Origin of the sequence: Streptomyces sp. NBC_00212, assembly GCF_045206365.1 — a bacterium.
Lineage (GTDB): Bacteria > Actinomycetota > Actinomycetes > Streptomycetales > Streptomycetaceae > Streptomyces.
This window is the reverse complement of record NZ_CP108115.1, coordinates 5,174,324-5,195,766: the sequence shown is the minus strand read 5'-3', so window position 1 is coordinate 5,195,766 and position 21,443 is coordinate 5,174,324. Positions and strand designations below refer to the sequence as shown.

General features: G+C 72.2%; 17 protein-coding genes and 1 riboswitch. Of the genes, 3 read left to right on the top strand and 14 right to left on the bottom strand.

Annotated features, from left to right (window positions below; all coding sequences use genetic code 11):
- Positions 1 to 177: 177 nt before the first annotated feature.
- The 8 genes from OHA17_RS23865 to OHA17_RS23830 form a co-directional block, all read right to left on the bottom strand.
- Positions 178 to 1,575 carry an NAD(P)/FAD-dependent oxidoreductase gene (locus OHA17_RS23865; RefSeq protein WP_078966233.1) on the bottom strand — a complete coding sequence of 466 codons (1,398 nt, stop codon included), beginning with the start codon at positions 1,573 to 1,575 and terminating at the stop codon, positions 178 to 180.
- A gap of 369 nt (positions 1,576 to 1,944) precedes the next feature.
- Positions 1,945 to 2,859: an exopolyphosphatase gene (locus OHA17_RS23860; RefSeq protein WP_406508299.1), complete on the bottom strand. Its 915-nt coding sequence runs from the start codon at positions 2,857 to 2,859 to the stop codon at positions 1,945 to 1,947.
- Positions 2,856 to 3,389, bottom strand: coding sequence for a DUF501 domain-containing protein (locus OHA17_RS23855; protein ID WP_053725046.1), 534 nt, complete (start codon positions 3,387 to 3,389; stop codon positions 2,856 to 2,858). The genes OHA17_RS23860 and OHA17_RS23855 overlap by 4 nt, the downstream gene beginning before the upstream one ends.
- 31 nt (positions 3,390 to 3,420) lie before the next feature.
- A complete protein-coding gene (locus OHA17_RS23850) occupies positions 3,421 to 3,909 on the bottom strand; it encodes a septum formation initiator family protein (protein ID WP_406508298.1) in 489 nt (162 codons plus the stop codon).
- 101 nt (positions 3,910 to 4,010) lie between these two features.
- Positions 4,011 to 5,297: a phosphopyruvate hydratase gene (gene eno, locus OHA17_RS23845; RefSeq protein WP_053725044.1), complete on the bottom strand. Its 1,287-nt coding sequence runs from the start codon at positions 5,295 to 5,297 to the stop codon at positions 4,011 to 4,013.
- A 259-nt stretch (positions 5,298 to 5,556) separates the two neighbouring features.
- Positions 5,557 to 6,273, bottom strand: a complete 717-nt coding sequence (locus tag OHA17_RS23840) for a transglycosylase family protein (RefSeq protein ID WP_053725043.1) — start codon at positions 6,271 to 6,273, stop codon at positions 5,557 to 5,559.
- A gap of 3 nt (positions 6,274 to 6,276) precedes the next feature.
- Positions 6,277 to 6,445, bottom strand: a riboswitch (cyclic di-AMP (ydaO/yuaA leader).
- Between the two features lie 257 nt (positions 6,446 to 6,702).
- Positions 6,703 to 7,719, bottom strand: a complete 1,017-nt coding sequence (locus OHA17_RS23835) for a transglycosylase family protein (RefSeq protein ID WP_406508297.1) — start codon at positions 7,717 to 7,719, stop codon at positions 6,703 to 6,705.
- 135 nt (positions 7,720 to 7,854) lie between these two features.
- A complete protein-coding gene (locus OHA17_RS23830; protein WP_406508296.1) occupies positions 7,855 to 9,111 on the bottom strand; it encodes a cytochrome P450 in 1,257 nt (418 codons plus the stop codon).
- A 39-nt stretch (positions 9,112 to 9,150) separates the two neighbouring features.
- On the opposite strand from OHA17_RS23830, the gene OHA17_RS23825 reads away from it, so the two are divergent.
- Positions 9,151 to 10,365 (top strand): globin domain-containing protein, encoded by a 1,215-nt coding sequence (locus OHA17_RS23825; RefSeq protein WP_406508295.1) that lies wholly within the window; start codon positions 9,151 to 9,153, stop codon positions 10,363 to 10,365.
- A gap of 75 nt (positions 10,366 to 10,440) precedes the next feature.
- Here OHA17_RS23825 and OHA17_RS23820 read toward each other — a convergent pair whose 3' ends face one another.
- Positions 10,441 to 11,400: a nucleoside triphosphate pyrophosphohydrolase gene (locus OHA17_RS23820; RefSeq protein WP_406508294.1), complete on the bottom strand. Its 960-nt coding sequence runs from the start codon at positions 11,398 to 11,400 to the stop codon at positions 10,441 to 10,443.
- Positions 11,401 to 11,421: 21 nt separating this feature from the next.
- Positions 11,422 to 12,099: a SurA N-terminal domain-containing protein gene (locus OHA17_RS23815; RefSeq protein WP_406508293.1), complete on the bottom strand. Its 678-nt coding sequence runs from the start codon at positions 12,097 to 12,099 to the stop codon at positions 11,422 to 11,424.
- A gap of 248 nt (positions 12,100 to 12,347) precedes the next feature.
- On the opposite strand from OHA17_RS23815, the gene OHA17_RS23810 reads away from it, so the two are divergent.
- Positions 12,348 to 14,807: a YfhO family protein gene (locus OHA17_RS23810; protein ID WP_406508292.1), complete on the top strand. Its 2,460-nt coding sequence runs from the start codon at positions 12,348 to 12,350 to the stop codon at positions 14,805 to 14,807.
- A 356-nt stretch (positions 14,808 to 15,163) separates the two neighbouring features.
- Here the strand turns inward: OHA17_RS23810 and OHA17_RS23805 are convergent, their stop codons facing one another.
- The 3 genes from OHA17_RS23805 to OHA17_RS23795 form a co-directional block, all read right to left on the bottom strand.
- Positions 15,164 to 16,708 (bottom strand): protein kinase domain-containing protein, encoded by a 1,545-nt coding sequence (locus OHA17_RS23805; protein ID WP_406508291.1) that lies wholly within the window; start codon positions 16,706 to 16,708, stop codon positions 15,164 to 15,166.
- Positions 16,705 to 17,292: a hypothetical protein gene (locus OHA17_RS23800; protein WP_406508290.1), complete on the bottom strand. Its 588-nt coding sequence runs from the start codon at positions 17,290 to 17,292 to the stop codon at positions 16,705 to 16,707. Before OHA17_RS23800 ends, OHA17_RS23805 begins: the two co-directional genes overlap by 4 nt.
- Before the next feature lie 241 nt (positions 17,293 to 17,533).
- Positions 17,534 to 19,603, bottom strand: a complete 2,070-nt coding sequence (locus OHA17_RS23795) for an N-6 DNA methylase (RefSeq protein WP_406508289.1) — start codon at positions 19,601 to 19,603, stop codon at positions 17,534 to 17,536.
- 193 nt (positions 19,604 to 19,796) lie between these two features.
- On the opposite strand from OHA17_RS23795, the gene OHA17_RS23790 reads away from it, so the two are divergent.
- Positions 19,797 to 20,513 carry a hypothetical protein gene (locus tag OHA17_RS23790; RefSeq protein WP_406508288.1) on the top strand — a complete coding sequence of 239 codons (717 nt, stop codon included), beginning with the start codon at positions 19,797 to 19,799 and terminating at the stop codon, positions 20,511 to 20,513.
- Positions 20,514 to 20,538: 25 nt separating this feature from the next.
- Here the strand turns inward: OHA17_RS23790 and OHA17_RS23785 are convergent, their stop codons facing one another.
- A complete protein-coding gene (locus OHA17_RS23785; protein ID WP_406508287.1) occupies positions 20,539 to 21,216 on the bottom strand; it encodes an HNH endonuclease family protein in 678 nt (225 codons plus the stop codon).
- Between the last annotated feature and the right edge of the window lie 227 nt (positions 21,217 to 21,443).

Sequence of the window (21,443 nt, the reverse complement as noted above, 5' to 3'; positions counted from 1 at the left end):
ACAGTGCCCGGGCGCGGGGCAATCCCGCTACCGCGCATGAGAGTGACAGGATGTCTGCATACACCATCTTCTTGGCCGGAAATCGATCATGGAGCAGCCCGGACGGTGCCGGGTACGCCGAAGGGGCCGCCCGCACCACGGATGGCGGACGGCCCCTTCGGGGTAACGCTGGTGGGGCTAGGAGGCCTTGGCCTTCGCGTCGGCCTTGTCCTCGGCCTTGGCCGCGGGAGCCGGAGCGGGCTTGGCCGCCTCGTAGAACTCCTCGCGCGGCGTCTCCATCGCACCGAGGGAGACGACCTCGCGCTTGAGGAACATCGCGAGCGTCCAGTCGGCGAAGACGCGGATCTTGCGGTTCCAGGTCGGCACGGCCAGACCGTGGTAGCCACGGTGCATGTACCAGGCGAGACGGCCCTTGAGCTTGATCTTCATCTTGCCCATGACGATCATCGCGACGCCCTTGTGGAGGCCGAGGCCCGCCACCGCACCCTTGTTGGAGTGCGAGTACTCCTTCTGCGGGAAGCCCCGCATGCCGGAGACCACGTTGTCGCCGAGCACCTTGGCCTGACGCAGCGCGTGCTGGGCGTTCGGCGGGCACCAGGCGCGCTCGGCCGGAACGCCGGCCTTGATCGAGGCGAGGTCCGGGACCTGGGCGTTGTCGCCCGCGGCCCAGATGTAGTCGGTGCCGGTGACCTGGAGGGTCGGCTGGGCGTCCACGTGGCCGCGCGGGCCGAGCGGGAGGCCGAAGCGGGAGAGCGCCGGGTTGGGCTTGACGCCCGCGGTCCACACGATGGTGTTGGAGTCGACCTCAAGGCCGTTCTTCAGCACGACGTGGCCGTCCACGCAGGAGTCCATGGAGGTCGAGAGGTAGATCTCGACGCCACGGCCCTCAAGGTGCTCCTTGCCCCAGCGCCCGAGCTCCGGGCCGACCTCGGGAAGGATCTTGTCGGCGGCGTCGACCAGGATGAAGCGCATGTCCTCGCGCTTGACGTTGGTGTAGTACTTGGCCGCGTCGCGGGCCATGTCCTCCACCTCGCCTATGGTCTCCGCGCCGGCGAAGCCGCCGCCCACGAAGACGAAGGTCAGCGCCTTGCGGCGGACGTCCTCGTCCGTGGTGGAGTCGGCCTTGTCGAGCTGCTCCAGGACGTGGTTGCGCAGGCCGATGGCCTCTTCCACGCCCTTCATGCCGATGCCCTGCTCGGCGAGACCGGGGATCGGGAAGGTGCGGGAGACCGCACCCATCGCGATGACCAGGTAGTCGAAGGGCAGCTCGTAGGCCTCGCCGACGAGCGGCGCGACCGTGGCGACCTTGCGGTCCTGGTCGATGCTGGTGACCCGGCCGGTGAGCACCTCGGCTCCACGCACGACGCGTCGCAGAGGGACGACGACGTGACGCGGCGAGATGCTGCCTGCGGCGGCTTCGGGGAGGAAGGGCTGGTACGTCATGTACGAGCGCGGGTCGACGACCGTGACGGTCGCTTCCGCGTAACGCATCTTCTTCAGAATGCGTCGCGCTGCGTACAGGCCTACGTACCCGCCACCTACTACGAGGATCCTGGGACGCTCCGTGGTGCTCATGCCATCGAGTATCCACCCGCCGATGGACCCCCGCTCGTGCGCCCCTTCACAAGGTTCGCAGGGGGCTCTGCTACACTGCGCGGCCCACGTGACCGAGGTCATGGCGCGACGAGGGAACCACGGTATAGGGGAGAACGTTGTTCACCCCTCCTGAACTGGCCTGCACGGCGCCGAGCCCGCTGGACCACTGCCGTATGAAACGCAGGCGTAACACGGCAACCACCGTCTGGAATGCGCGCGGAAGGGGCCCCTGAGCCTCGGAAAGCGGTCCTGGGACCACAAACCTCGGCCCGGGGGCCCCAATTCCTTGTGAAGAACTTCACGAACTTTCTCGCGCGGCCCGGCCCAAAGGGCCCCCCGGGACCGCGATCAGGCGACCGACCAGGCGATTCCGTCCAGAATGTCGTGCTCGCTGACCACGACCTCACGGGCCCCGGTCCGCTCCATCACGGCAAGAAGCACCAGCGCACCGGCCGCGATGACGTCGATCCGGCCCGGGTGCAGCACGGGGATGCGGGTGCGCTCCTCGTGGGTGGAGGCGAGCAGCCGCTCGGTGACCGCGGCGACGTCGTCGTGAGAGATACGTGAATGATGGATGGCGGCCGAGTCGTACGCGGTCAGGCCGAGCGCGATCGCGGCGACGGTGGTGACCGAGCCCGCGAGGCCGACCAGGGTGCGCGGCTCGCGCAGCGGCACGCTCTGCTCGGCGAGGTCGAGGGCCGCCTCGATGTCGGCGCGGATCGCGGCGATCTGCTCGGGCGTCGCCGGGTCGCCGGGGTGGTGGCGCTCGGTCATCCGCACACAGCCGATGTCGACCGAGCGGGCGGCCTCCACGGTCCGGGAGCCGACCACGAACTCGGTGGAGCCGCCGCCGATGTCGACGACCAGGTACTTGCCGTCGGCGTGCAGTTCCTTGGTGGCGCCGGTGAAGGAGAACTCGGCCTCCTGGTCGCCGGAGATCACCTCGGGCTCGACGCCCAGGATGTCGAGGACGCCGCGTACGAAGTCGTCCCGGTTCTCGGCGTCGCGCGAGGCGGAGGTGGCCACGAAGCGGATGCGCTCGGCCCCCAGCTCCTTGATCACCGCGGCGTACTCGCGGCACGCCGCGAACGTCCGCTCCAGGGCCTCGGGGGCGAGCCGCCCGGTGCGGTCCACGCCCTGGCCGAGCCGGACGATCGTCATGCGCCGGTCCAGGTCGACGATGTCCCCGGTGGCGGGGTCAGCGTCCGCGACCAGCAGGCGGATCGAGTTCGTACCGCAGTCGATCGCGGCGACGCGGGTCACTTGGTGTCCTCCCCGCCGCACGGCGTCACGCACGGGCCCTTCGCCCACCACTCGGGCAGCATCGCGATCGCCTCGTCGCCGAGCGGGTTCACGCCCGGGCCCGCGGCCAGCGAGTGCCCGACGAGGACGTGCAGGCACTTGACCCGGTCCGGCATGCCGCCCGCGCTCGGGAAGCCCTCCAGGACGTCGATGGCGTCGCGGCGCGCGATGTAGTCCTCGTGGGCCGCGCGGTAGGCGGCGGCGAGCTCCGGGTCGCTCGCGAGGCGCTCGGTCATCTCCTTCATGACGCCGTTCGCCTCAAGCGTGCCGATCGCGGAGGCCGCGCGCGGGCACGTCAGGTAGTACGTCGTCGGGAAGGGCGTGCCGTCCTCCAGGCGCGGGGCCGTCTCGACGACGTCCGGGTTGCCGCAGGGGCAGCGGTGCGCGATCGCGCGCAGCCCGCGCGGAGGGCGGCCCAGTTGCTGCTTGAAGGCGGCGATGTCCGCGTCGGTGGGCTCGGTGCGTTCGGTCTGGGGCGGGGGCGTTTCCATGCCTGGGTCAGTCTCTATCGCTAGCAGGTGGTCAGTTGGCGGGGCGGTCGGCGTTGTCGACGCCGTCCCAGAGGTTGTAGTGCCAGGCGCGGCTGGTCGCGGCCTTGTCCTCGCGGTGCTTGTTCGCCGTGCCCGGGTCGACGACGGTGAAGCTGGTCTCCCCCGGGAACTGCATGTGCAGGTGCTCGCGGGCCAGTTTCTCGATGTACGCGTCGTCCTGGAGCCGCGCCTTCTCGTCCCGCAGCTCCTCGACCTCCTGCTGTGCCTCGGCGGCCCTGCGCCGCTGGTCGGAGATGTCGGCGCGCTGCGAGACGTACTGCCGCATGGGGTAGGCGAGCGCCACGATCAGCGAGCAGAGGACCAGGGCGAGCAGCGCCGCCCGGCCGGTGAGCCGGGAGCGGCGGGCCTGGCGTTTGCTCTGCGAGCGGTAGACCCGGGCGGCGGTCTGCTCGCCGAGCACCTTGAGCCGGGCCGCGGTGGAGAACCGGTCGCGGTCCGTGGCCTTGGCGTTCTTGCCCATCGCTCTCCCGCCTCCCCTTACACACGTACGTCCCCGGACACGGTACGGGACCGCGGCCGGGGACGTACGTACGACTGGCTAGGGCTTTAGCCCATCAAATGTCAGCCCTTGAAGCGCGGGAAGGCGCTGCGGCCGGCGTAGACCGCGGCGTCGTCGAGGATCTCCTCGATGCGCAGCAGCTGGTTGTACTTGGCGACGCGGTCCGAGCGGGCCGGGGCGCCGGTCTTGATCTGGCCGCAGTTCACCGCGACGGCGAGGTCGGCGATGGTGACGTCCTCGGTCTCGCCGGAGCGGTGGGACATCATGCACTTGAAGCCGTTGCGCTGGGCCATCTCGACGGCGTCCAGGGTCTCGGTCAGCGAACCGATCTGGTTGACCTTGACGAGCAGGGCGTTGGCGGAGCCCTCCTCGATGCCGCGCGCGAGGCGCTCGGGGTTGGTGACGAACAGGTCGTCGCCGACGATCTGGACCTTCGAGCCGAGGCGCGAGGTGATGGTGTTCCAGCCGGCCCAGTCGTCCTCGAACAGCGGGTCCTCGATGGAGACCAGCGGGTACGCGGAGACGAGCTCCTCGTAGTACTCGGTCATCTCGGCGGCCGAGCGGGACTTGCCCTCGAACTCGTACTTGCCGTCCTTGTAGAACTCGGACGCGGCGACGTCGAGCGCGAGCGCGATGTCCTTGCCCGGGGCGTAGCCGGCTTCCTTGATGGCCTCGACGATGAGGTCCAGGGCTGCGCGGTTGGACTCCAGGTTCGGCGCGAAGCCGCCCTCGTCGCCGAGGCCGGTGGAGAGGCCCTTGCGCTTCAGGACGCCCTTGAGCGTGTGGTAGACCTCGGCACCCCAGCGAAGGGCCTCGGAGAAGGACTCCGCGCCGATCGGGGCGATCATGAACTCCTGGATGTCGACGTTGGAGTCGGCGTGCGACCCACCGTTGAGGATGTTCATCATCGGGACGGGCAGCAGGTGCGCGTTGGGGCCGCCCAGGTAGCGGAACAGCGGCAGGTCGCTGGCCTCGGAGGCGGCGTGCGCGACGGCGAGGGAGACGCCGAGGATGGCGTTGGCGCCGAGCGAGCCCTTGTTGTCCGTGGCGTCCAGGTCGAACATGGCCTGGTCGATCAGGCGCTGCTCGGTGGCGTCGTAGCCGACGAGCTCCGGGCCGATCTGCTCGATGACGGCGAGGACGGCCTTCTCGACACCCTTGCCGCCGTAGCGGTTGGGGTCACCGTCGCGGAGCTCGATGGCCTCGAAGGCACCGGTGGAGGCGCCGGACGGAACTGCAGCACGGCCGGTGCTGCCGTCGTCGAGGCCGACCTCGACCTCGACCGTGGGGTTGCCTCGGGAGTCCAGGATTTCCCGGGCTACGACGACGTCGATGGACGGCACGAGCATCTCCTTCTGGGATGTGACGCTAGATGTGACGCAAGCAGTGCAAGGTCGTGCGGGGTCGCGTTCGCCTTGCGACAAGAGCCTAACCGGCTCTGGGGCTCCGGCCAGCCGAGTGCCCGCCTCCTGGGACGAAAAAGGGACCAAGGACCCTTAATCCCGGGCAAAGGACCACAACACTACTGCCGGGTAACAGCGAAAACCCCGGCCCGGCGCGTACGGGGGAATGCGCGCCGGGTCGGGGCGACCTGGGGGTGGGTCAGTCTCAGCCGAGGTGCAGCTTCTGGCCCGGGAAGATCAGGTTCGCGTCCTTGACGATGTCCTTGTTCAGCTCGAACAGCTTCTGCCAGCCGCCCTTGACGCCGTTGGCGGCCGCGATGTTGCCGAGGGTGTCGCCGGACTTGACGGTGTATTCGCCGTTGCCCTGCTTGACCGGCTCGGTGCGCTGCTGGTCGCGGCTGGCCGGCGCGGACTCGGTGCGCTCGGACTTCTGCGCCTTCGGCTGCGACTTCTGCTGGGGCTGGGCCTGCTGCTTGGGCGCCGCGGGCTTCGAGGCCTTCGGCTTCGAGGAGGACGAACCGGAGGTGTCCACGTCGGCCTTGCTGCCGCCCGCGGTCAGGTTGCCGGCGCCGGCGCAGCCCCAGGCACCCGGGCCCTGGATGGCGAGCAGCTTCTCGGCGGTGGCTATCTGCTGGCCCTTGGTGGCCAGGTCGGCGCGCGAGGCGTACTGGGTGCCGCCGGCGGCGGCCCAGGAGGACTGCGAGAACTGCAGGCCGCCGTAGTAGCCGTTGCCGGTGTTGATGGACCAGTTGCCGCCGGACTCGCACTGGGCGACGGCGTCCCAGGTCTGGACGGAAGCGGCGGAGGCGTTGCCCGCCGCCATCAGCGGGGCGGCCACGGCGGCGCCGGTGACACCGGCCAGCGTGGCGACACGGACGGCCTTGGACGGGCGACGGTGCTTGCCCTTGCCGGAAAGCAGCATGGAGGTTCTCCTCACCGACGCCTGCGAGGTGAGCTGTCGGGTTCGGGCGTGAGCTGCCCGGCCGAGCGTCGATGCGCCCGTCTTCACCCCAAGCCGTTGCGGCAGTCACTCGAACTGCCGGGCCCGGCACTTACCTTGGGTCCCCCGCTCCTGCCTACGGCGCATAAGCGTCGACTGTTCCCGTCGGCCGACGGCAGGATTCGGCGTGCTCGGTCGACGGGGCTCGTGGTGACGAGCGAGTCCGACGAAAACACACGCCCCGCCAATGTTCAAAGACGCACATCGGGGAGAAATCCCCCCTACTTGCCGATACAGAAGGGGTGTTTCCGCAGGTGAGGGGCGGGGCGGACGGACCGGGCAGACGGGACAAGCCAGTTGAGGCGAAGAGACCCATGTCTCATTTGCACAGAACGGACATAGGCCCGCGAACTAACCCTGCTTCGGTGCCGAGTTCGGGGCCGTCAGAGCCGCCGCCGCATCCTTCAGGTCCAGGCTCTGGCCAGGCAGGATGAGGTTGGGGTCGGTGCCGATCAGCTTCTCGTTGGCGTGGTACAGCGCGGGCCAGCCGCCCTGGATCTTGTTCGCCTCGGCGATGGCGGACAGGTTGTCGCCGGGCCGGACGGTGTAGTCGCCGTTCGCGGCGGGGGTGTTGCCGGACTCACGTGAGGCATCGTCACCCCGCGAGGCATGCCGTCCGGAATCGCGGCTATCGGATGAGTTGCCCGAATCGTTCGAACCACTCGTACCGGCCGGAGTGCCAGGTTCGACCTGACCGGTCGTCGGGGCGGACGAGGACGTGCCGCCCGGAGCCGTGCCCGCGCTCTCCTCCGGCGAGGGCGCCCCGCGGTGCTTGCCGGGGCTCGCCGGGGTGGACGCGGAGGGCGTCGGGGGCTTGGCCGGGTCGCTCGGCTTCGTGGCACCCGGGGCCGGCGTGGCGGGCGTGGAGCCGCTCGGCGCCGGGGCTTCGGGCGCCTTGGTCGGCGGGACGGTGGGGGTCGCGGGAGCGGGCGTGGGCGTGGGCGTCCCGGTCGACGTGTCGGGCGCGCCCGGGTCGACGTCCGCCGAGCCGCCGCCCTTGGTGAGCCCGGCGCCGCTGCCGCAGTTCGCGAAGGCCCCCGGGCCCTTGGCCGCGAGCACCTGCTCGGCGACGGCTATCTGCTGGGCACGGCTGGCGAGGTCGGCGCGCTGGGCGTAGTCCGTACCGCCGTACGCCTCCCAGGTGGCCTGCGAGAACTGGAGCCCGCCGTACAGGCCGTTGCCGAAGTCGGCGCTCCACATCCCGCCGGACTCGCAGGCGGCCACCTGGTTCCAGGTGTTCGCGTCCGCGGCGTTCGCGCCGGTCGCGGCGAGCAGAGGAAGGGCGATGGCCGATCCGGTCACTCCTGCCGCGACGACGAGAGCGGGTGCCTGGCGGGGTCGACGATGCCGTCCATTCCCGGAGCGCATGCAAAAGGCCTTCCGTGTGACTGCTGAGCCGAATGAACGGTGAACGTAGCCGTACTCGAACGCTTGTCACAAGTCGATGCACCCGGGATCACATAAAAGTCACAGTCTTGACGGCCCGTCAGATGCGGGCGATCGTCATGGGCTGGTGAACTCGACCGGCAGGGTGCGCAGTCCGCGCATGATGAGCCCGCCGCGCCAGCGCAAATCGTCAGGTTCCACCGCGAGCCGCAGGTCAGGGAGGCGCCGCAGCAGGGTCGCCAGAGCGGTCTGCCCTTCGAGCCGGGCGAGCGGGGCACCGAGGCAGTAGTGGATCCCGTGCCCGTACCCGAGGTGCTGGTTGTCCTTGCGGCCGAGGTCGAGGGTGTCCGGGTCGGCGAAGCGCTCGGGGTCGCGGTCGGCGGCGGCGAGCACGACGAGCACGGGGTCGCCGGCCGCGATGTCCTGCCCGCCGAGCGTCAGCGGCCGGGTGGCGAACCGCCAGGTGGCCATCTCGACAGGCCCGTCGTAACGCAGGAGTTCCTCGACGCCGGTTTCGAGGAGGTCGCTCTCCCCCGCGGCGAGGGAGTCCTGGAGCCGCTCCCGTTGGCCGGGGTTGCGCAACAGGGCATAGACCCCATTGCCGATCAGATTGACGGTCGTCTCGAATCCGGCGAAGAGCACGATGAAGGCCATGGCCGCGACTTCGTTCTCCGACAGGTGCTCGCCGTGGTCGCTGGCCTCGATGAGCCGGGAGATGAGGTCGTCTCCGGGGTTCTCGCGCTTCTTGTGGATGAGCTCGGCGAGGTAGGTGCGCATCTTCTTGACCGAGCGGGCGACGCCGCCTCGGGGGCCGCCTCCATGGCGGATCATCATGCCTGCCCAGTCACGGAAGTCGTCCTGGTCCTCGCGGGGTACGCCGAGCAGGTCGCAGATGGCGTAGATGGGCAGTGGAAAGGCGAACTCGTGGATGAGATCGGCCGCTCCCCTGCCCTCGAAGGCGTCGATGAGCTGATCCGTCAACTCCTGTACCCGGGGCGCGAATTGGGCGACGGTACGCGGAGTGAACGCCTTGGAGACGAGGCGGCGGAGCCGGGTGTGGTCCGGCGGGTCGATGTTGAGCAGGTGCGTCATCAGCTCGGCCTTGCGCTCACCCGGGATGCCCGTCCTGCCCTTGGCGTGGGCCGGCTCGTCGTGGTGCGCGGGGTTCTTGGAGAGCCGCTGGTCGGCGAGGGCCTGCTTGGCGTCCCCGTACCGCGTGACCAGCCACGCCTCGACGCCGCTGGGCAGCCGGGTGCGGTGCACGGGGGCGTGCTCGCGCAGCCAGGCGTAGGCCGGGTACGGGTCGGTGGCGAACTCCCAGGTGAAGAGTTCGGGGGCGGGCGGGGCGGGCGGAATGGGGTTGTTGTCCTGCACCTCTCGACCGTATCCCGCCCTCTCCCCTACATTCACGCGGTGGATCAAGAGGACCAAGAGGTGCTGAGGGCCGGCTTCGCGGTGGTGGAGCGGCGGGCCGAGCATGCGGCCAAATATTTCTATTCCCACCTCTTCTGGCACAACCCGGGCCTGCGGGCGCTGTTCCCGTCCGGGCCGGACGCCATGGAAAGCCAGCGGGACCGGCTGTTCGCCGCGATCACGGAGGTCGTGGCCCGGCTCGGCGACCCGTCCCTCCCCTCCTATCTGCGCGCGCTCGGCCGCGACCACCGCAAGTTCCTGGCGGCGCCGGAGCACTACGCGGCGGTCGGCGCGAGCCTGCTCGCCGCGTTCGCCCGGGCGGCGGGCGGGGCGTGGACGGCGGAGGTGGAGAAGGCGTGGTGCCAGGCGTACTCGGTGATGTCCGAGACGATGCTGGAGGGCGCGGCCGCGGCGGCCGCGGCGGGGGAGCCGGCGTGGTGGGGCGCGGAGGTCGTCCGCCATGCCGGGTACGGCCCCGACCTGGCGGTCCTCACCCTGCGCCCGGCACCCCAACTCCCTTATGCGGCAGGGCAGTACGTGAGTGTGGCGCATCCGCGGGTGCCGGGGGTGTGGCGGACGTACTCGATCGGAAACGCGCCGCGCGCGGACGGCACGGTCGACCTTCACGTCAGCCGGGTGTCCGGCGGGCCGATGTCGACGGCGCTGGTCGAGCGGACGGATCCGGGCGATGCGCTGCGGCTGAGCCCACCGGCGGGCTCCTTATCCCTGGGGCCGGCCCCAGTCGGCCCGCTGACTTTCATAGCGGCGGGTACGGGCTGGGCCCCCATGAAGGCGCTTCTGGAGCAGCTGGCGGGGGCTCGGTTCGACGACGAGGTACGGCTGTTCGTGGTGGCGCGGGATGCGGCGTACCTGTACGACCGGCCGGCCGTGGAGGCGCTGGCCTCCCGACTCCCCTGCCTGCACACGACGTTCATCACGCCGGCGCCGGGCCGTGACCCCCTTCAGGCCACGGAACGCCTGATCACCGCTCTGGGCCATCGGAGCCACTGGGCCCACCATGGGGTCTTCCTGGCCGGGCCGCCGGGGTTCATGGCGGAGGTCCGGGAGGTTCTGGTGGGCCTGGGGGCGGCGGCGTCCCGCATCTTGAGCGACGCGGTCCCTTCGGCGGGCCCGGGCCCCCGCCCCCTCGGCCCGGCGGAGTGGCTCCTGAACCGCCCGGTCCCGCGCTGGCACAACCCGGCGGCCCGGGCTTGAATCCCCCACCCCCGCACCCGGAGGCCACGCGGCGGAGCCGCAGAGTGTCACAGCGGGAAGGGGCGGGGTGGGGGATCAGCTCTCTGCTGAGCGGATCGCCTCTCGGTAGGCGCGCGCCGCGGCGCGCAGGGCCGCCTCCGGGTCGGCCCCGGCCGCCTCCGCCTCCACCGCCAGCGCGAGGAGGCGATACCCGACCCCCTCCCCGGAGGGAAGCGGCACCGACAGGCCCGCCGTACGAGCCCGCGCGGACAGCTTCGCCGCCAGGGCCAGGGCCGGCTGGCCCAGCGGAACCCCGTCCGTCACCGACGCACGCCGCTTCTCGACCGCCTTCATCCGCAGCCAGTGCGACTTCACCTCCTCCGGCGTGGAGGCCGTCTCCGAGCCGAAGACGTGCGGGTGGCGGTGGATCAGTTTTTCGACGATGCCGCCCGCCACGTCGTCCACCGAGAACGGCGCCTCCGCGTCCTCCTCCGCGATCCGCGCGTGGAAGACGACCTGGAGCAGTACGTCCCCCAGCTCCTCGCGGAGCTCGTCGCGGTCCCCCTCCTCCACCGCCTCGACCAGCTCGTACGCCTCCTCAAGGGCGTACTTGGCCAGGCCCTTGTGGGTCTGCTGGGAGGACCACGGGCATTCGCGGCGGATGCGGTCCATGACCTGGACGAGGTCGAGCAGGCGGGCGCCCGGCAGGTCGTAGGAGCCGGGAAGCAGTTCCAGGTCCGGCATCTGCACGCGCCCGGAGCCGGCCAGCCGGGCCAGGCCGTCGGTCAGGCGGCGGTCGCCCTCGCCGGAGGGCAGGACGACGACGGTCCGGCCCCCGGCACACGCCGAGACGAGTTCCTGCGCGTCCGGCGCCGAGATCTCCACCGGCACGCCGGCCTCGCGCAGATACGGCAGCTGCGGGTGCCCGGCGTCGGGGCACAGCACGAGGTCGGCGTCGCGCAGGGTCTCCCACGCGGGCCAGGAGAGCAGGCCCGGGGCGACCCGGTGGCTCGCGGTGAGCAAAACGATTCGGCCGGGTTCTTCAACAGCAGTCACCCGTCGAACCTACCCGCTGGCTCAGCCGGTCGAGACGGAGTCCCCGGGGTCGCTCTGCTGCTCGTCAGGGGCGGGCTGCGGGGCCGCGGGCTGCTTGGCCTTGGCGATCCAGGGGGCCTGGTAGTCGGCGAGCTGGATCTGGCTCGCGTTCCAGCTGCCGTAGCGCGGGTTCACGTCCACGCCGAGGTCCTTGGACGCCTTGACCAGCGCGGGCAGCAGGTCCTGCTGGGTGCGGGCGCCGATCGCGGCGGCCAGCTTCTCCTCGGTGACCTGCCGCTGGACGTACGCGTCGATCTGGTCCGGGGCGAGCCCGCCGTTGGTGAGGGCCTGCTCGCGCAGCTGGTCCTCGCCGCCGGCCTGCTGGACCATCGCGGCCCGCGCGTCCTCGATCTCCTTGCGGCTGACGCTCACCCCGGCCTGCGAGGCCGCGTGCCCGAGCACGCGGTCGAAGATCATGTTGCTGAGTTTGACCTTGCCGAGCTGGCCCGAGTCCTTGATCAGCTGGGCGGACTGCGGGGACTTCTCCTGCGCCGTCCGTACGTCCTTGACCTCGGCCTGAAGTGCGGAGACCTCGATCCGCTGCCCCCCGACGACGGCCGCGGCCCCCGGGTGGGCCGTACTGCCGCAGGCCGCGAGGAGCGGGCCCGCGGCGAGCAGGGCGACGGAGACGGAGAGCGCGGTGCGACGGCGGCGGTGCAAAGGAGCCTCCCGGCGGAGCAGATACGTGCAGCGTGGCGACGAACCTTGCTAAGACCTTGCGGTGATCGATGTTAGGCAGTCGGCGTGGCCTGGGCCACTGATTCGCCCAACGATTCGCGACTGTCATCGGTCGCGGGGGTGAAGCCGGGTGAAGCCGCGCCGTCCATTGCGTGAACTGAGTTCCCGGCCCGCTGCGTTGCCCCCGGGGGTCCGGCATATTCGACGGCAGCGCACAGCAAAGGACCTCGATGCCGACCCTCGAAGCCGCCCCCGCCCCGCCGGTGGCCCCGGTGCGGACCGCGGCCGCCCGCCGCCCGGCCACCCGGGCCGCCGCCCTCTCCGCACTGATCACCCTGGTCGCGGTGTGCGGCGCGGACGCGGTCGCCGGGGTCGTCCCGCTCGGCCCGCTCCAGCGGCACACCCGCAGCATCAACGACCTGGGCAACCAGTTCATCCCCTTCCACGAGCACCTGTGGGACCTGCTGCACGGCCGGGCCGAGGGCGGCCTTCTCCTCAACTGGCAGTCCGGGTACGGGACTTCGTTCCTGCCCGACCTCGGCACGTATCTCGGCAGCCCGTTCGCGCTGCTCGTCGGGGTCTTCCCGCGCGACCGGATCGACCTCGCGGTGTATGTGATCACCGTCCTGAAGATGGCGGCCGCGGCCGTCGCCATGACGGTGCTGCTCCTCGCGCTGCGCCCGGCGGTCCGGCACCGCTGGGTGGCGGGGGTGCTCGGCGCCTCGTACGCGCTGTGCGGCTGGTCGGTCCTGGAGTCGATCTACAACCCGATGTGGCTGGACGGCCTGATCGCCTTCCCGCTGCTCTGCCTGGTCGGCCACTGGGCCAGGACGGGCCGGCGGCCGGTGCTCGGCCCGCTGGTCGTGGCGCTCGCCTGGATCGCCAACTTCTACACCGCGTACATGGCGACGCTCGGGGCCGGACTGGTCCTGCTCCTCCTGCTGTACGTGGACCGCGGCACGGACCGGCGCGGCCGGGTACGGGCGGTCCTGCTCGCCACGCGGTCGTTCGTGATCGGCATCGGGCTCTCGGCACCGCTCCTCTTCACCATCTATCTGGGCACGAAGCACGCGCATCCGGGCTGGGTGCGGGAGTTCGCGCCGGTGTCCTGGCCGGACTACCTGGCCCGCACCCTGCCCGGCACGTACTCCTTCTCCTCCCCCGCCGTCTACCTCGGCACCGGCGCACTGCTGCTCGCCTGCACGCTCGCCTTCCACCGCGCGGTCCCGCGCCGCGAGCGGTACGCGTGGAGCGGGCTCGCCCTCGCCGTCGCGCTCTCCTTCCAGTGGAAGCCGACCCATCTGGCCTGGCACGCCTTCGTCACCCCCAACGGCAGCCCCTACCGGCAGACCTTCATCCTGTGCGGCATCCTCGTGATCGCCGCCTGGATCTGTCTGTCGTACGGAATCCCCGGGCGCCGCGCGCTGCTCGGCGGGAGCGGCGTGCTCGCCCTGATCGCGGCGGGCGCGGCCTTCAGCGAGCTCATCTCGGCCTGGACGTACCCCCTGTTCGCCCTGGGCCTTGCCGCCATGACCGGCGGCCTGCTCCTGGCCCGCCGGGCTCGGCGGGGACCGACCCTCCTCGCCCTCGCCCTGCTCGCCGGGGCGCAGATCGCGCAGGCGGGCGTGACGGTCGCGTACGGGGACCAGCAGCGGGCGGCCCGCATGGACGGCTATCCCGCCTGGGGCGCCGAGCACTCGGCGCGCGCCGCCCTTGAATCGGACGCCTCGGGCTGGCCCGCCTACCGCACCGACCCCGGGCAGCGCCAGATCACCAACAACGACCCGCTGCTGCTCGGCGGCGAGGGCGGCGCCTACTACTCCAGCCTCACCCCGGAAGTCCTCAACCGTACGATGACCGCGCTCGGCGGCGGCTGGACCTCTCGGGGGCGGGCGATGCAGAGCCTCGACAACCCGGTGACGGATGCGATCTTCTCGGTGGGCGCGCGGGTGCGGGTCGCCCAGAAGGGCGGCGACCCCACCCTCGTCCGGGCCGCCGCGACCCCGCCGCTGGTCACGCTGCGGCCGTCCGGGCCCCAACCGGCTTACGGGAGCAACCCGTTCCGCAACCAGGAGTCGCTGCTCGGCGCCCGGGTCTACACGACCCGCACCCTCACACAGGGCTGCCCCGCCGGGACCGACATCTTCCTTTGGGCGCCCGAACACTTCGGGTCCGCGCGCCTGGGTGACGGCCCGGTCGTCGAAATGCGCGGCGGCGCGCCCAGCCGCCGGGCCCCGCTGATCCCGTTCGGCACGTCGGCGGGGCCGGGCCGCGCTTCCCACATCACCCTGACCCCCGCGGATCGCTCCGCGGAGCTGGGGTGCCTGGACCGGGGGGCGCTGGCCCGGGCGGTGGACCATCTGCGGGCGACGGGCGCGGCCCGGGTCTCGGTCTCGTCCAGCTCGGTGCACGCCGAACTCTCTGCGGGCGCGGCCGGGACTGCGGTGTTCGCGATGCCCCGTATCGCGGGGTGGAGCTGCGCGGTGAACGGTGCGGGTTCTTCCCCGGCGGGCGACTATTTTGGCCTGGTGGCCGTACCGCTGCCGGCCGGGGCTCGCACGGTGGACTGCGGCTTCCGGCCGCCGGGGCTGCGTTCGGGCTCGGCGGTGGGGGTGGCCGCGCTGCTCGCCCTGGCGGGGGTGGGGGCGTGGGGGCCGGTGCGGCGGCGGTTCCGGGCGCAGGGGGTGTAGCTGTGGGGTGCGGCCGGGTGCACTGGGGCTCCGCCCCAGACCCCGGAGGCCCCCACCCCACCCCTTCCCGAAACCCTCCGGGGGTGTGGATGGGCTGAGCTGGACTCCTGGGGCTCCGCCCCAGACCCCGTTCGCGCCCGAAAGGCGCTCGTCCTCAAACGCCGGACAGGCTAGAGATGCCGGTGCTGGCCAGAATCAATGCCGCTAGGGGCGCGGGGCAGTGACATTGTGCGGCTCCGCCGCGTGGGCGCGACCAGCCACCCACGGCCCGAGTCCGAAGGCGGGTTAAGGGGCGCGGGGAACTGCGCAAACCCGGCCCGCACTCAAAACCGCACCCGCACCCAGCGGAACAGGGCTCAGCCTCCCCGGACCTCTCGCTGGTGGGCGAGGGCGCGGCGCAGGTCGGTGGGGTAGGGGTGCTGCGCGCCGTACAGCCGCTCCGCATCCCACAGCAGGGCCTGCAATTGGTGATGCCCCGCCGCATGGTCGCCCACCGCGAGCAGCAGGTGCCCGATCCGATGGCGGATGCCGAACACCCGGGACGGGTCGGCGGCCGCGTACCGCGCCTCGAAGCCGGGCAGCACCGCCCGGTACTCCGCCAGCGCCGCACCCGCCTCGCCCAGTTGCTCCAGGCACTGGGCCGCGTCGTGCCGGAAGTCCAGGGCCTGCGGGTCGGCGGGGCCCGCCTCGGCCGCCCGGTCGGCGGCGAGCCGGCGCAGCTCGGGCAGGGCGCGCCGGTACTGGCCGTCGTCCATCAGCGTCGCCGCGTACTGCTTGCGCAGGATGCGTACGACCGGCGACCGTTCACCGTGCTCGGCCGCCGCGGCGGGCAGGATCGAACCGAGGATGTCGACGGCCTGCGTGATGCGGCCCTCGCCGAGCAGCCGCTTGACCTCGTCGACCGCGCCCGCCACGTCGGGCCGCGGTGGTACAGGCGGTACCGGCGGGGTGACCGGCCCGGGCGCGGGGGCCGTGGCGCGGTCCGGCCAGGGCGCGTGCGGGCGCAGGAACGGCCGGGTCGGGTCGAGCGGCCCCGCGGGCCCCGGACCGCCCCGCGCCGGAAGCAGCGGCACCAGCGCCTCGTACACCTCCTGCGCACAACTCGGCCTGGATTGTGGGTCCTTGGCCAGGAGGCGGAGCACGAGGGCTTCGAGGGATTCGGGGACCTCGGGGCGCAGTCCCCGCACCGGGACGGGCGGTTCGTACAGGTGGCGGTGCAGGACGCCCAGCGCGGTGGACCCCGCGAACGGGACGTCCCCGCTGAGCAGTTCGTGCAGCAGCACCCCGAGCGCGTACAGATCGGTGTACGGGCCGACCGTGCCGCCCATCGCCTGCTCGGGCGCCATGTAGGCGGGCGAGCCGATCGGCGAACCGGTGTGCGTCAGCCGGGTCGTGTCGGAGTCGAGGACGGAGGCGACGCCCAGGTCGAGCACGGTCACCGTGCCGTCCGGCCGCACCATCACATTGCGCGGCTTGAGGTCGCGGTGGACGATCGGCACCGCGTGCACCGCCGAGAGCACCGCGCACAGCTGGGCGGCGACCGCCACCGTCCACGGCCAGGGGTACGGCTCGTGCTCGGCGAGGTGGTCGGCGAGGTCGGCACCCTCGACGTACTGCATGACGAGGTACAGGTCGTCGCCGTCGCTGCCCGCGTCGTGCACGGTGACAAGGCCGGGGTGGTCGACCTGCGCGGTCACCCGGCACTCGCGCACGAACCGGCGCCGCAGCTCGTCCACCTCTTCGGCCGACCCGACGCCCGCGACCCGGTCCGGCCGAAGGAGCTTCACCGCGACCCGGCGGTCAAGACGTTGGTCGTACGCCGTCCACACCTGGCCCATGCCGCCCTGGCCGAGGAGCGCCGCCAGCTCGTAGCGCCCGGCGACGACCCGCCCCTCGGTCACCTGACCTCGCCCTCGGTCCCCTTGCGCAGGTACTGCGACAGCTCGTCGAGCTCGGCCCTGACCTGCTCGATCCTGGGCGCGGCCGGGGCATGCGGCTGCGGGGGCACGGGAGCCGGGGGCGGGCTCGGCACGGGGGTGTCGGCGTACGGGTTCACGTACGGCCCGAACTGCGGGGCCGTGGTCCCCGGTATGTGCGGCGGGCCGTAACGGGCGGGCGCCCCGTACTGGGCGAACGGGTGCACGACGAACGGCTCCTGCGCCGCGTGGCGGATGTCGGCGTACAGGAAGTACGCGGTGCTGGCCACGGCGAGCGCGAGCAGGCCCATCATCCCGACGTCCATCCGCCAGTCGTTCTCGTCGGGGGCGGCCACGATGAAGCTGAAGAAGAAGACGAATACGGCCAGTTGGGCCCAGAACAGCGCCCAGTGCGCCCCGCGCCGGGTCACGATCGCGAGCCGCAGCAGCGCGGTCCACGACAGCATTCCGATGCTGACCAGCGGCAGCAGCGCGAACAGCACGCGCAGCACGATCGCCCCCGCGCCCGAGGGGCGGGGCTGCGGCGGTCCATAGCCGGGGCCGTGCATCGCTGCTCCTGGAACTGGGACTGGGACGGATAGGGGGACTGACACGACCGGGACTGGTCAGGGATACGAGCGTATACACCGGCACTGACAGCGGGCCGGGCGATCCCCCGGCCGGTATCCAACCGTCACCGGAGACCGGCCGGAACCCGGATTCCCCGGATCACCCCGGCCGCCGACCGCACCGCCACACCGTCGCCCCGGCCTGCCTCACCCAGGCCCGGCCGACCCGGCCGCCCCGCCCTCACTCGGGCCCGACGGAACCGTCCGTCAGGCCGTCGTGCAGGCCCTGTACGAGCTGCTCGCCGAGCCGGCCCGCGAGGCGCAGCGCGTCCTCGAACGCGGCGAGCGCCCGGAACCGCTCGCCGTAGCGGCGCTGTTCGGCGAGCGGGAGCCGGGGCAGGTGCAGCCTGCGGACGTCGAGCCGGGAGGCGGTGGTGGCGTAGCTGCTGGCCTGGCGGTTGTTGGCGGTGCCGCGCAGGAACCCGGCGAGGAACCACGCGTCCAGGGCCGCCGGTTCGGGGCGCAGGAGCTGGAGGTTGCGACCGAGGGCGGCGCCCGCACCCGCCTCGTCGACGACCCGGGCTACGGCGCCGCCGCCGAGCACGGGCACCACGACGTCGCCGGTGCGGGTCAGGACCGGGTCTTCGGCGGGCCCTTCGGGCAGGGTGCCCGAGGGCGCGGTGCCGGCCAGTACGTCGTGCTCGGTGAGGACGGCGGGCCCGTCGATACCGGTGCCGGCGCCGCCCGCGCGCAGCACGAGGGCGCCCGCCCGGGCGAGTTCGCCGACGGTGGTGAGCGGCCGGCGGGCGCCCTGCGCGGCGGCGGGCGCGGCGGGCGGGGGGGCCAGTTCGGCGGCAAGGCGCAGGGTGGCGTCGAGGCGTTCGCGCACCGCGTCGAGCGCGGCCGTGCCGCCTTCGGCGGCGGGCGGCGGCAGATGGCGGGCCGGCGCGAGGTCGACGTCGTCGTCGAGGAGCTCGATGACCGGCACCGACCGGCTGACCCCGGGCTGTTCGGCGACCGTGCCGTCGCGGTCGAACGGGGTCCAGGCGTCGAGCACCGCGGCTTGGAGCGCGGGCCAGGGCAGCCGGTCGCGGCCGCCGTCCACCGCGACGCCATCGATCCCGGCGGTGTCGACGAGGAGCAGCTCGGGCGCGGGCCGGGTGGCGGCGCCCGGCCTGCGCAGCACCCACAGGTGCAGCGGGATGCCGTACGGCGGCGCGGCCCCGGCGGGCAGCGCGACGACCGCGCGCAGGGCGCCGCGGCGCAGCAGATCGGCGCGGATCCGGCGCCCGGAGCGACGCGAGGCGGCGGCGGGCGGCATCAGGACGACGGCGGTGCCGCCCTCGCGCAGCCGGGCCAACGCGTGCTGCACCCAGGCGAGTTCGGACTCGGTGCGGGCCGGGAGGCCGTACTCCCAGCGCGGGTCGTAGGCGAGTTCGTCGTGGCCCCAGGCCCGCTCGTTGAACGGCGGGTGGCACAGCACGGCGTCGGCGGCGAGGGTCGGGAAGGCGTCCGCGCGCAGCGAGTCGGCGGCCGCGGTACGGATGGCGGCGGAGCCGGCGAGGGCGAGCCGGAGCCCGGTGAGGGCGGCGAGGTCGGGGTCGGCGTCCTGGCCGTGCGGGGCGACGGCGTCCGGCAGCGCGCACAGCAGCGTGCCGGTGCCGCAGGCCGGGTCGAGGACGCTGCCCGCCGCCCCGACGAGCGCGGCCATGAGCTCGGCGGGCCCCTGCGGAGTGAGCGTGTACTGACGGGGGTTGGCGTCGAGGTGCCGCCCGAGCAGAAACTCGAAGGCCTCCCGGGCCCCGTCTTCGGCGGCGAGCTCGGCGGCCCCGCGGAGCAGCGGCACAGAGGGGGCGAGCTCGGCGGCGCCGGGGGTATTCAGGGAGCGGCTGTGAACAGCGGGGCCGGGGTCGCCGTCCCCGAACCGCTCCCCCAGCACCTCACCGAGCAGTCCCGGCAGCCCCTCCGCGAGCCCCGCGTCCGAAAGAGCGGCCAGCTTGCGCCACTTGGCGGGGTGGTCCCGTACGGCCAGCAGGGCGCAGCCCGCGTGGACCAGGGCCGTGACGGCGCCCGCGGGGTGGGTCGAGAGCTGCTGCCAGACGCGTTCGCGCAGCGGGACCTCGGCCAACTTGCCCTGGGTGCGCAGCCATTGCTCGACTTCGTGGAGCGCGAAGGACGGGCTGGTCTCGGTGCCGCCGACCGGCCTGGGGAAGTCGGCATGCCTGCGGCGCCAGTTGCTGACGGCCGCGCGGCCCACCCCCGCGAGCCGGGCGATGGTGGCCGCGGTCACCTCCGCTGCGTGCTCCGGCACCTGACTGCTCCCCTCGTCCGCGTGATGCCGACCCTACCGAACGGCACCGCAGCGCTCCATACACGCCGTGAACAATCACGATTCAGGCACTTGTGTTGACTCGGTTCACAGGACTCTGCTCTGATGTGCCCGGCCCCGCCACACCTGCCGTTCCGCCCGCCCAGCATCAGCACCCCCAGGGGGAGTTCACGCCATGCGCCGCCGCACCATCGCCACCACCACCGTCCTCTTCGTCTGCGCCACCACGGCCCTGACGGCCTGTTCGGGCTCGGACTCCGGCACGGCCGCCAAGGACTCGGCCGCCCCCAGCGCGCCCGCCGCCGTGAGCCCGGCCGCGGCCGCGTCGAAGGGACCGGACGCGGATCTGACCGGTGGTCAGATACTCACCGACTCGCTCAAGGTCACCCGCCAGGCCACCTCGCTGCACCTCAAGGCGGACATCGCCGACCCCAAGGAGGGCGCCAGCAAGATGGACCTCTCGCTGAACTCCAAGGGCGACTGCACCGGCACGATCGCGCAGGGCAAGGACACCATCGGCATCATCAAGATCGGCAAGACCGTCTACCTGCGGCCCCAGGGCACGAGCAAGTGGACGAAGACGAACACCGCCTCCGCCGACGGCAAGGACCTCGCCTCGGTCTGCGACCTGAACAACTTCCTCGGCGGCTTCCAGGGCGAGGACACCGAGGCCAAGAAGGGCGCGACCACCAAGGTCGACGGCCACCCCGCGATCGTCCTGACCGAGAAGGACGGCGCCGAGGCTTACACGATGGACGTGGCGACCTCGGGCAAGCCGTACCTCCTGAAGATGGTCACCGTGGGCGGCGACAGCCCCGGCACGCTCGCCTTCTCGCACTTCGGCGAGCCGGTCCACGCGGTCGCCCCGACGCGGTCCTCGATCGCGGTCTGACGCACCGTCACAGCTCCCGGGCGGCTCAGCCCGCCGGGAGCTTCTGGTCCGGGCACTCGGCCAGGACCGTCTTCATGGCGGCCTTCTCGGCATCGGTCAGCCACACGCCGTACTTCTTCTTCACGGCCACCTGGTCCGCCACATACGTACAGCGGTACGCCTGGTACGGCGGCAGCCAGGTCGCCGCGTCGCCGTCGCTCTTGCGGCGGTTCGCGCTCGCGTCGACGGCGATCAGGTTGAGCGGGTCGTTGGCGAACTCGGCCCGCTTCTGCTTGCCCCACTGCTGGGCGCCCTTCTGCCAGGCGTCCGACAGGGCCACCACATGATCGATGTCGATCTTGCTGGCGCCGCGCGTGAACTGGATGGACTGCCCGGTGTACGGGTCGTGGACGAGCGTCCCGGACGCCACGTCGCACTTGTCCTTGAACTTCACGTCCTTGAGGTCCCGCTTGAGTATGTCCTCGCGGGTCTGGCAGCCGTTGTGGTCCGTGTCGGTCCAGCCCTTGCCGAACTGGTCACGGCTGTATCCGGTCTTCGGCGCCCGCCCCTTGACGGTGAGCGAGTCGACGGCGGCGAGCGCGGAGCCGGCCGCGCCCTTGGGTCCGGGGGCACCGCTCTTCTTGGCGCCGTCGCCACCGCAGCCGGTGAGGACGAGCGACGCCGCGAGGGCGGTCGCGGGCAGGGCAATTCGGTAGATACGCATCAAGGCGGGCCGTCCTGGGAGCAGTTGGCGGAACCTCGCAATCCTAGGTAGTCCTACCCGTCGGCCCGCGGGCCAATGGTCCCGAAAGGGACAGCCGACCGCCCTTGATCACCACGGCACGACCGGCGTACGGGACCGGGCGCGGCCCGCACGGACCGGCTCACACCGGGCTCCGGCCGGGCGCCGGGCACGGGGAAGGCGGGCGGCGCCGAACGGCGCCACCCGCC

Coding starts and splice junctions, on each gene's coding strand:
- OHA17_RS23865 (WP_078966233.1), bottom strand. CDS start 1,575: ATGAGCACCACGGAGCGTCCCAGGATCCTCGTAGTAGGTGGCGGGTAC.
- OHA17_RS23855 (WP_053725046.1), bottom strand. CDS start 3,389: ATGGAAACGCCCCCGCCCCAGACCGAACGCACCGAGCCCACCGACGCG.
- OHA17_RS23850 (WP_406508298.1), bottom strand. CDS start 3,909: ATGGGCAAGAACGCCAAGGCCACGGACCGCGACCGGTTCTCCACCGCG.
- eno (WP_053725044.1), bottom strand. CDS start 5,297: ATGCTCGTGCCGTCCATCGACGTCGTCGTAGCCCGGGAAATCCTGGAC.
- OHA17_RS23840 (WP_053725043.1), bottom strand. CDS start 6,273: ATGCTGCTTTCCGGCAAGGGCAAGCACCGTCGCCCGTCCAAGGCCGTC.
- OHA17_RS23835 (WP_406508297.1), bottom strand. CDS start 7,719: ATGCGCTCCGGGAATGGACGGCATCGTCGACCCCGCCAGGCACCCGCT.
- OHA17_RS23810 (WP_406508292.1), top strand. CDS start 12,348: ATGCCGACCCTCGAAGCCGCCCCCGCCCCGCCGGTGGCCCCGGTGCGG.
- OHA17_RS23800 (WP_406508290.1), bottom strand. CDS start 17,292: ATGCACGGCCCCGGCTATGGACCGCCGCAGCCCCGCCCCTCGGGCGCG.
- OHA17_RS23790 (WP_406508288.1), top strand. CDS start 19,797: ATGCGCCGCCGCACCATCGCCACCACCACCGTCCTCTTCGTCTGCGCC.
- OHA17_RS23785 (WP_406508287.1), bottom strand. CDS start 21,216: ATGCGTATCTACCGAATTGCCCTGCCCGCGACCGCCCTCGCGGCGTCG.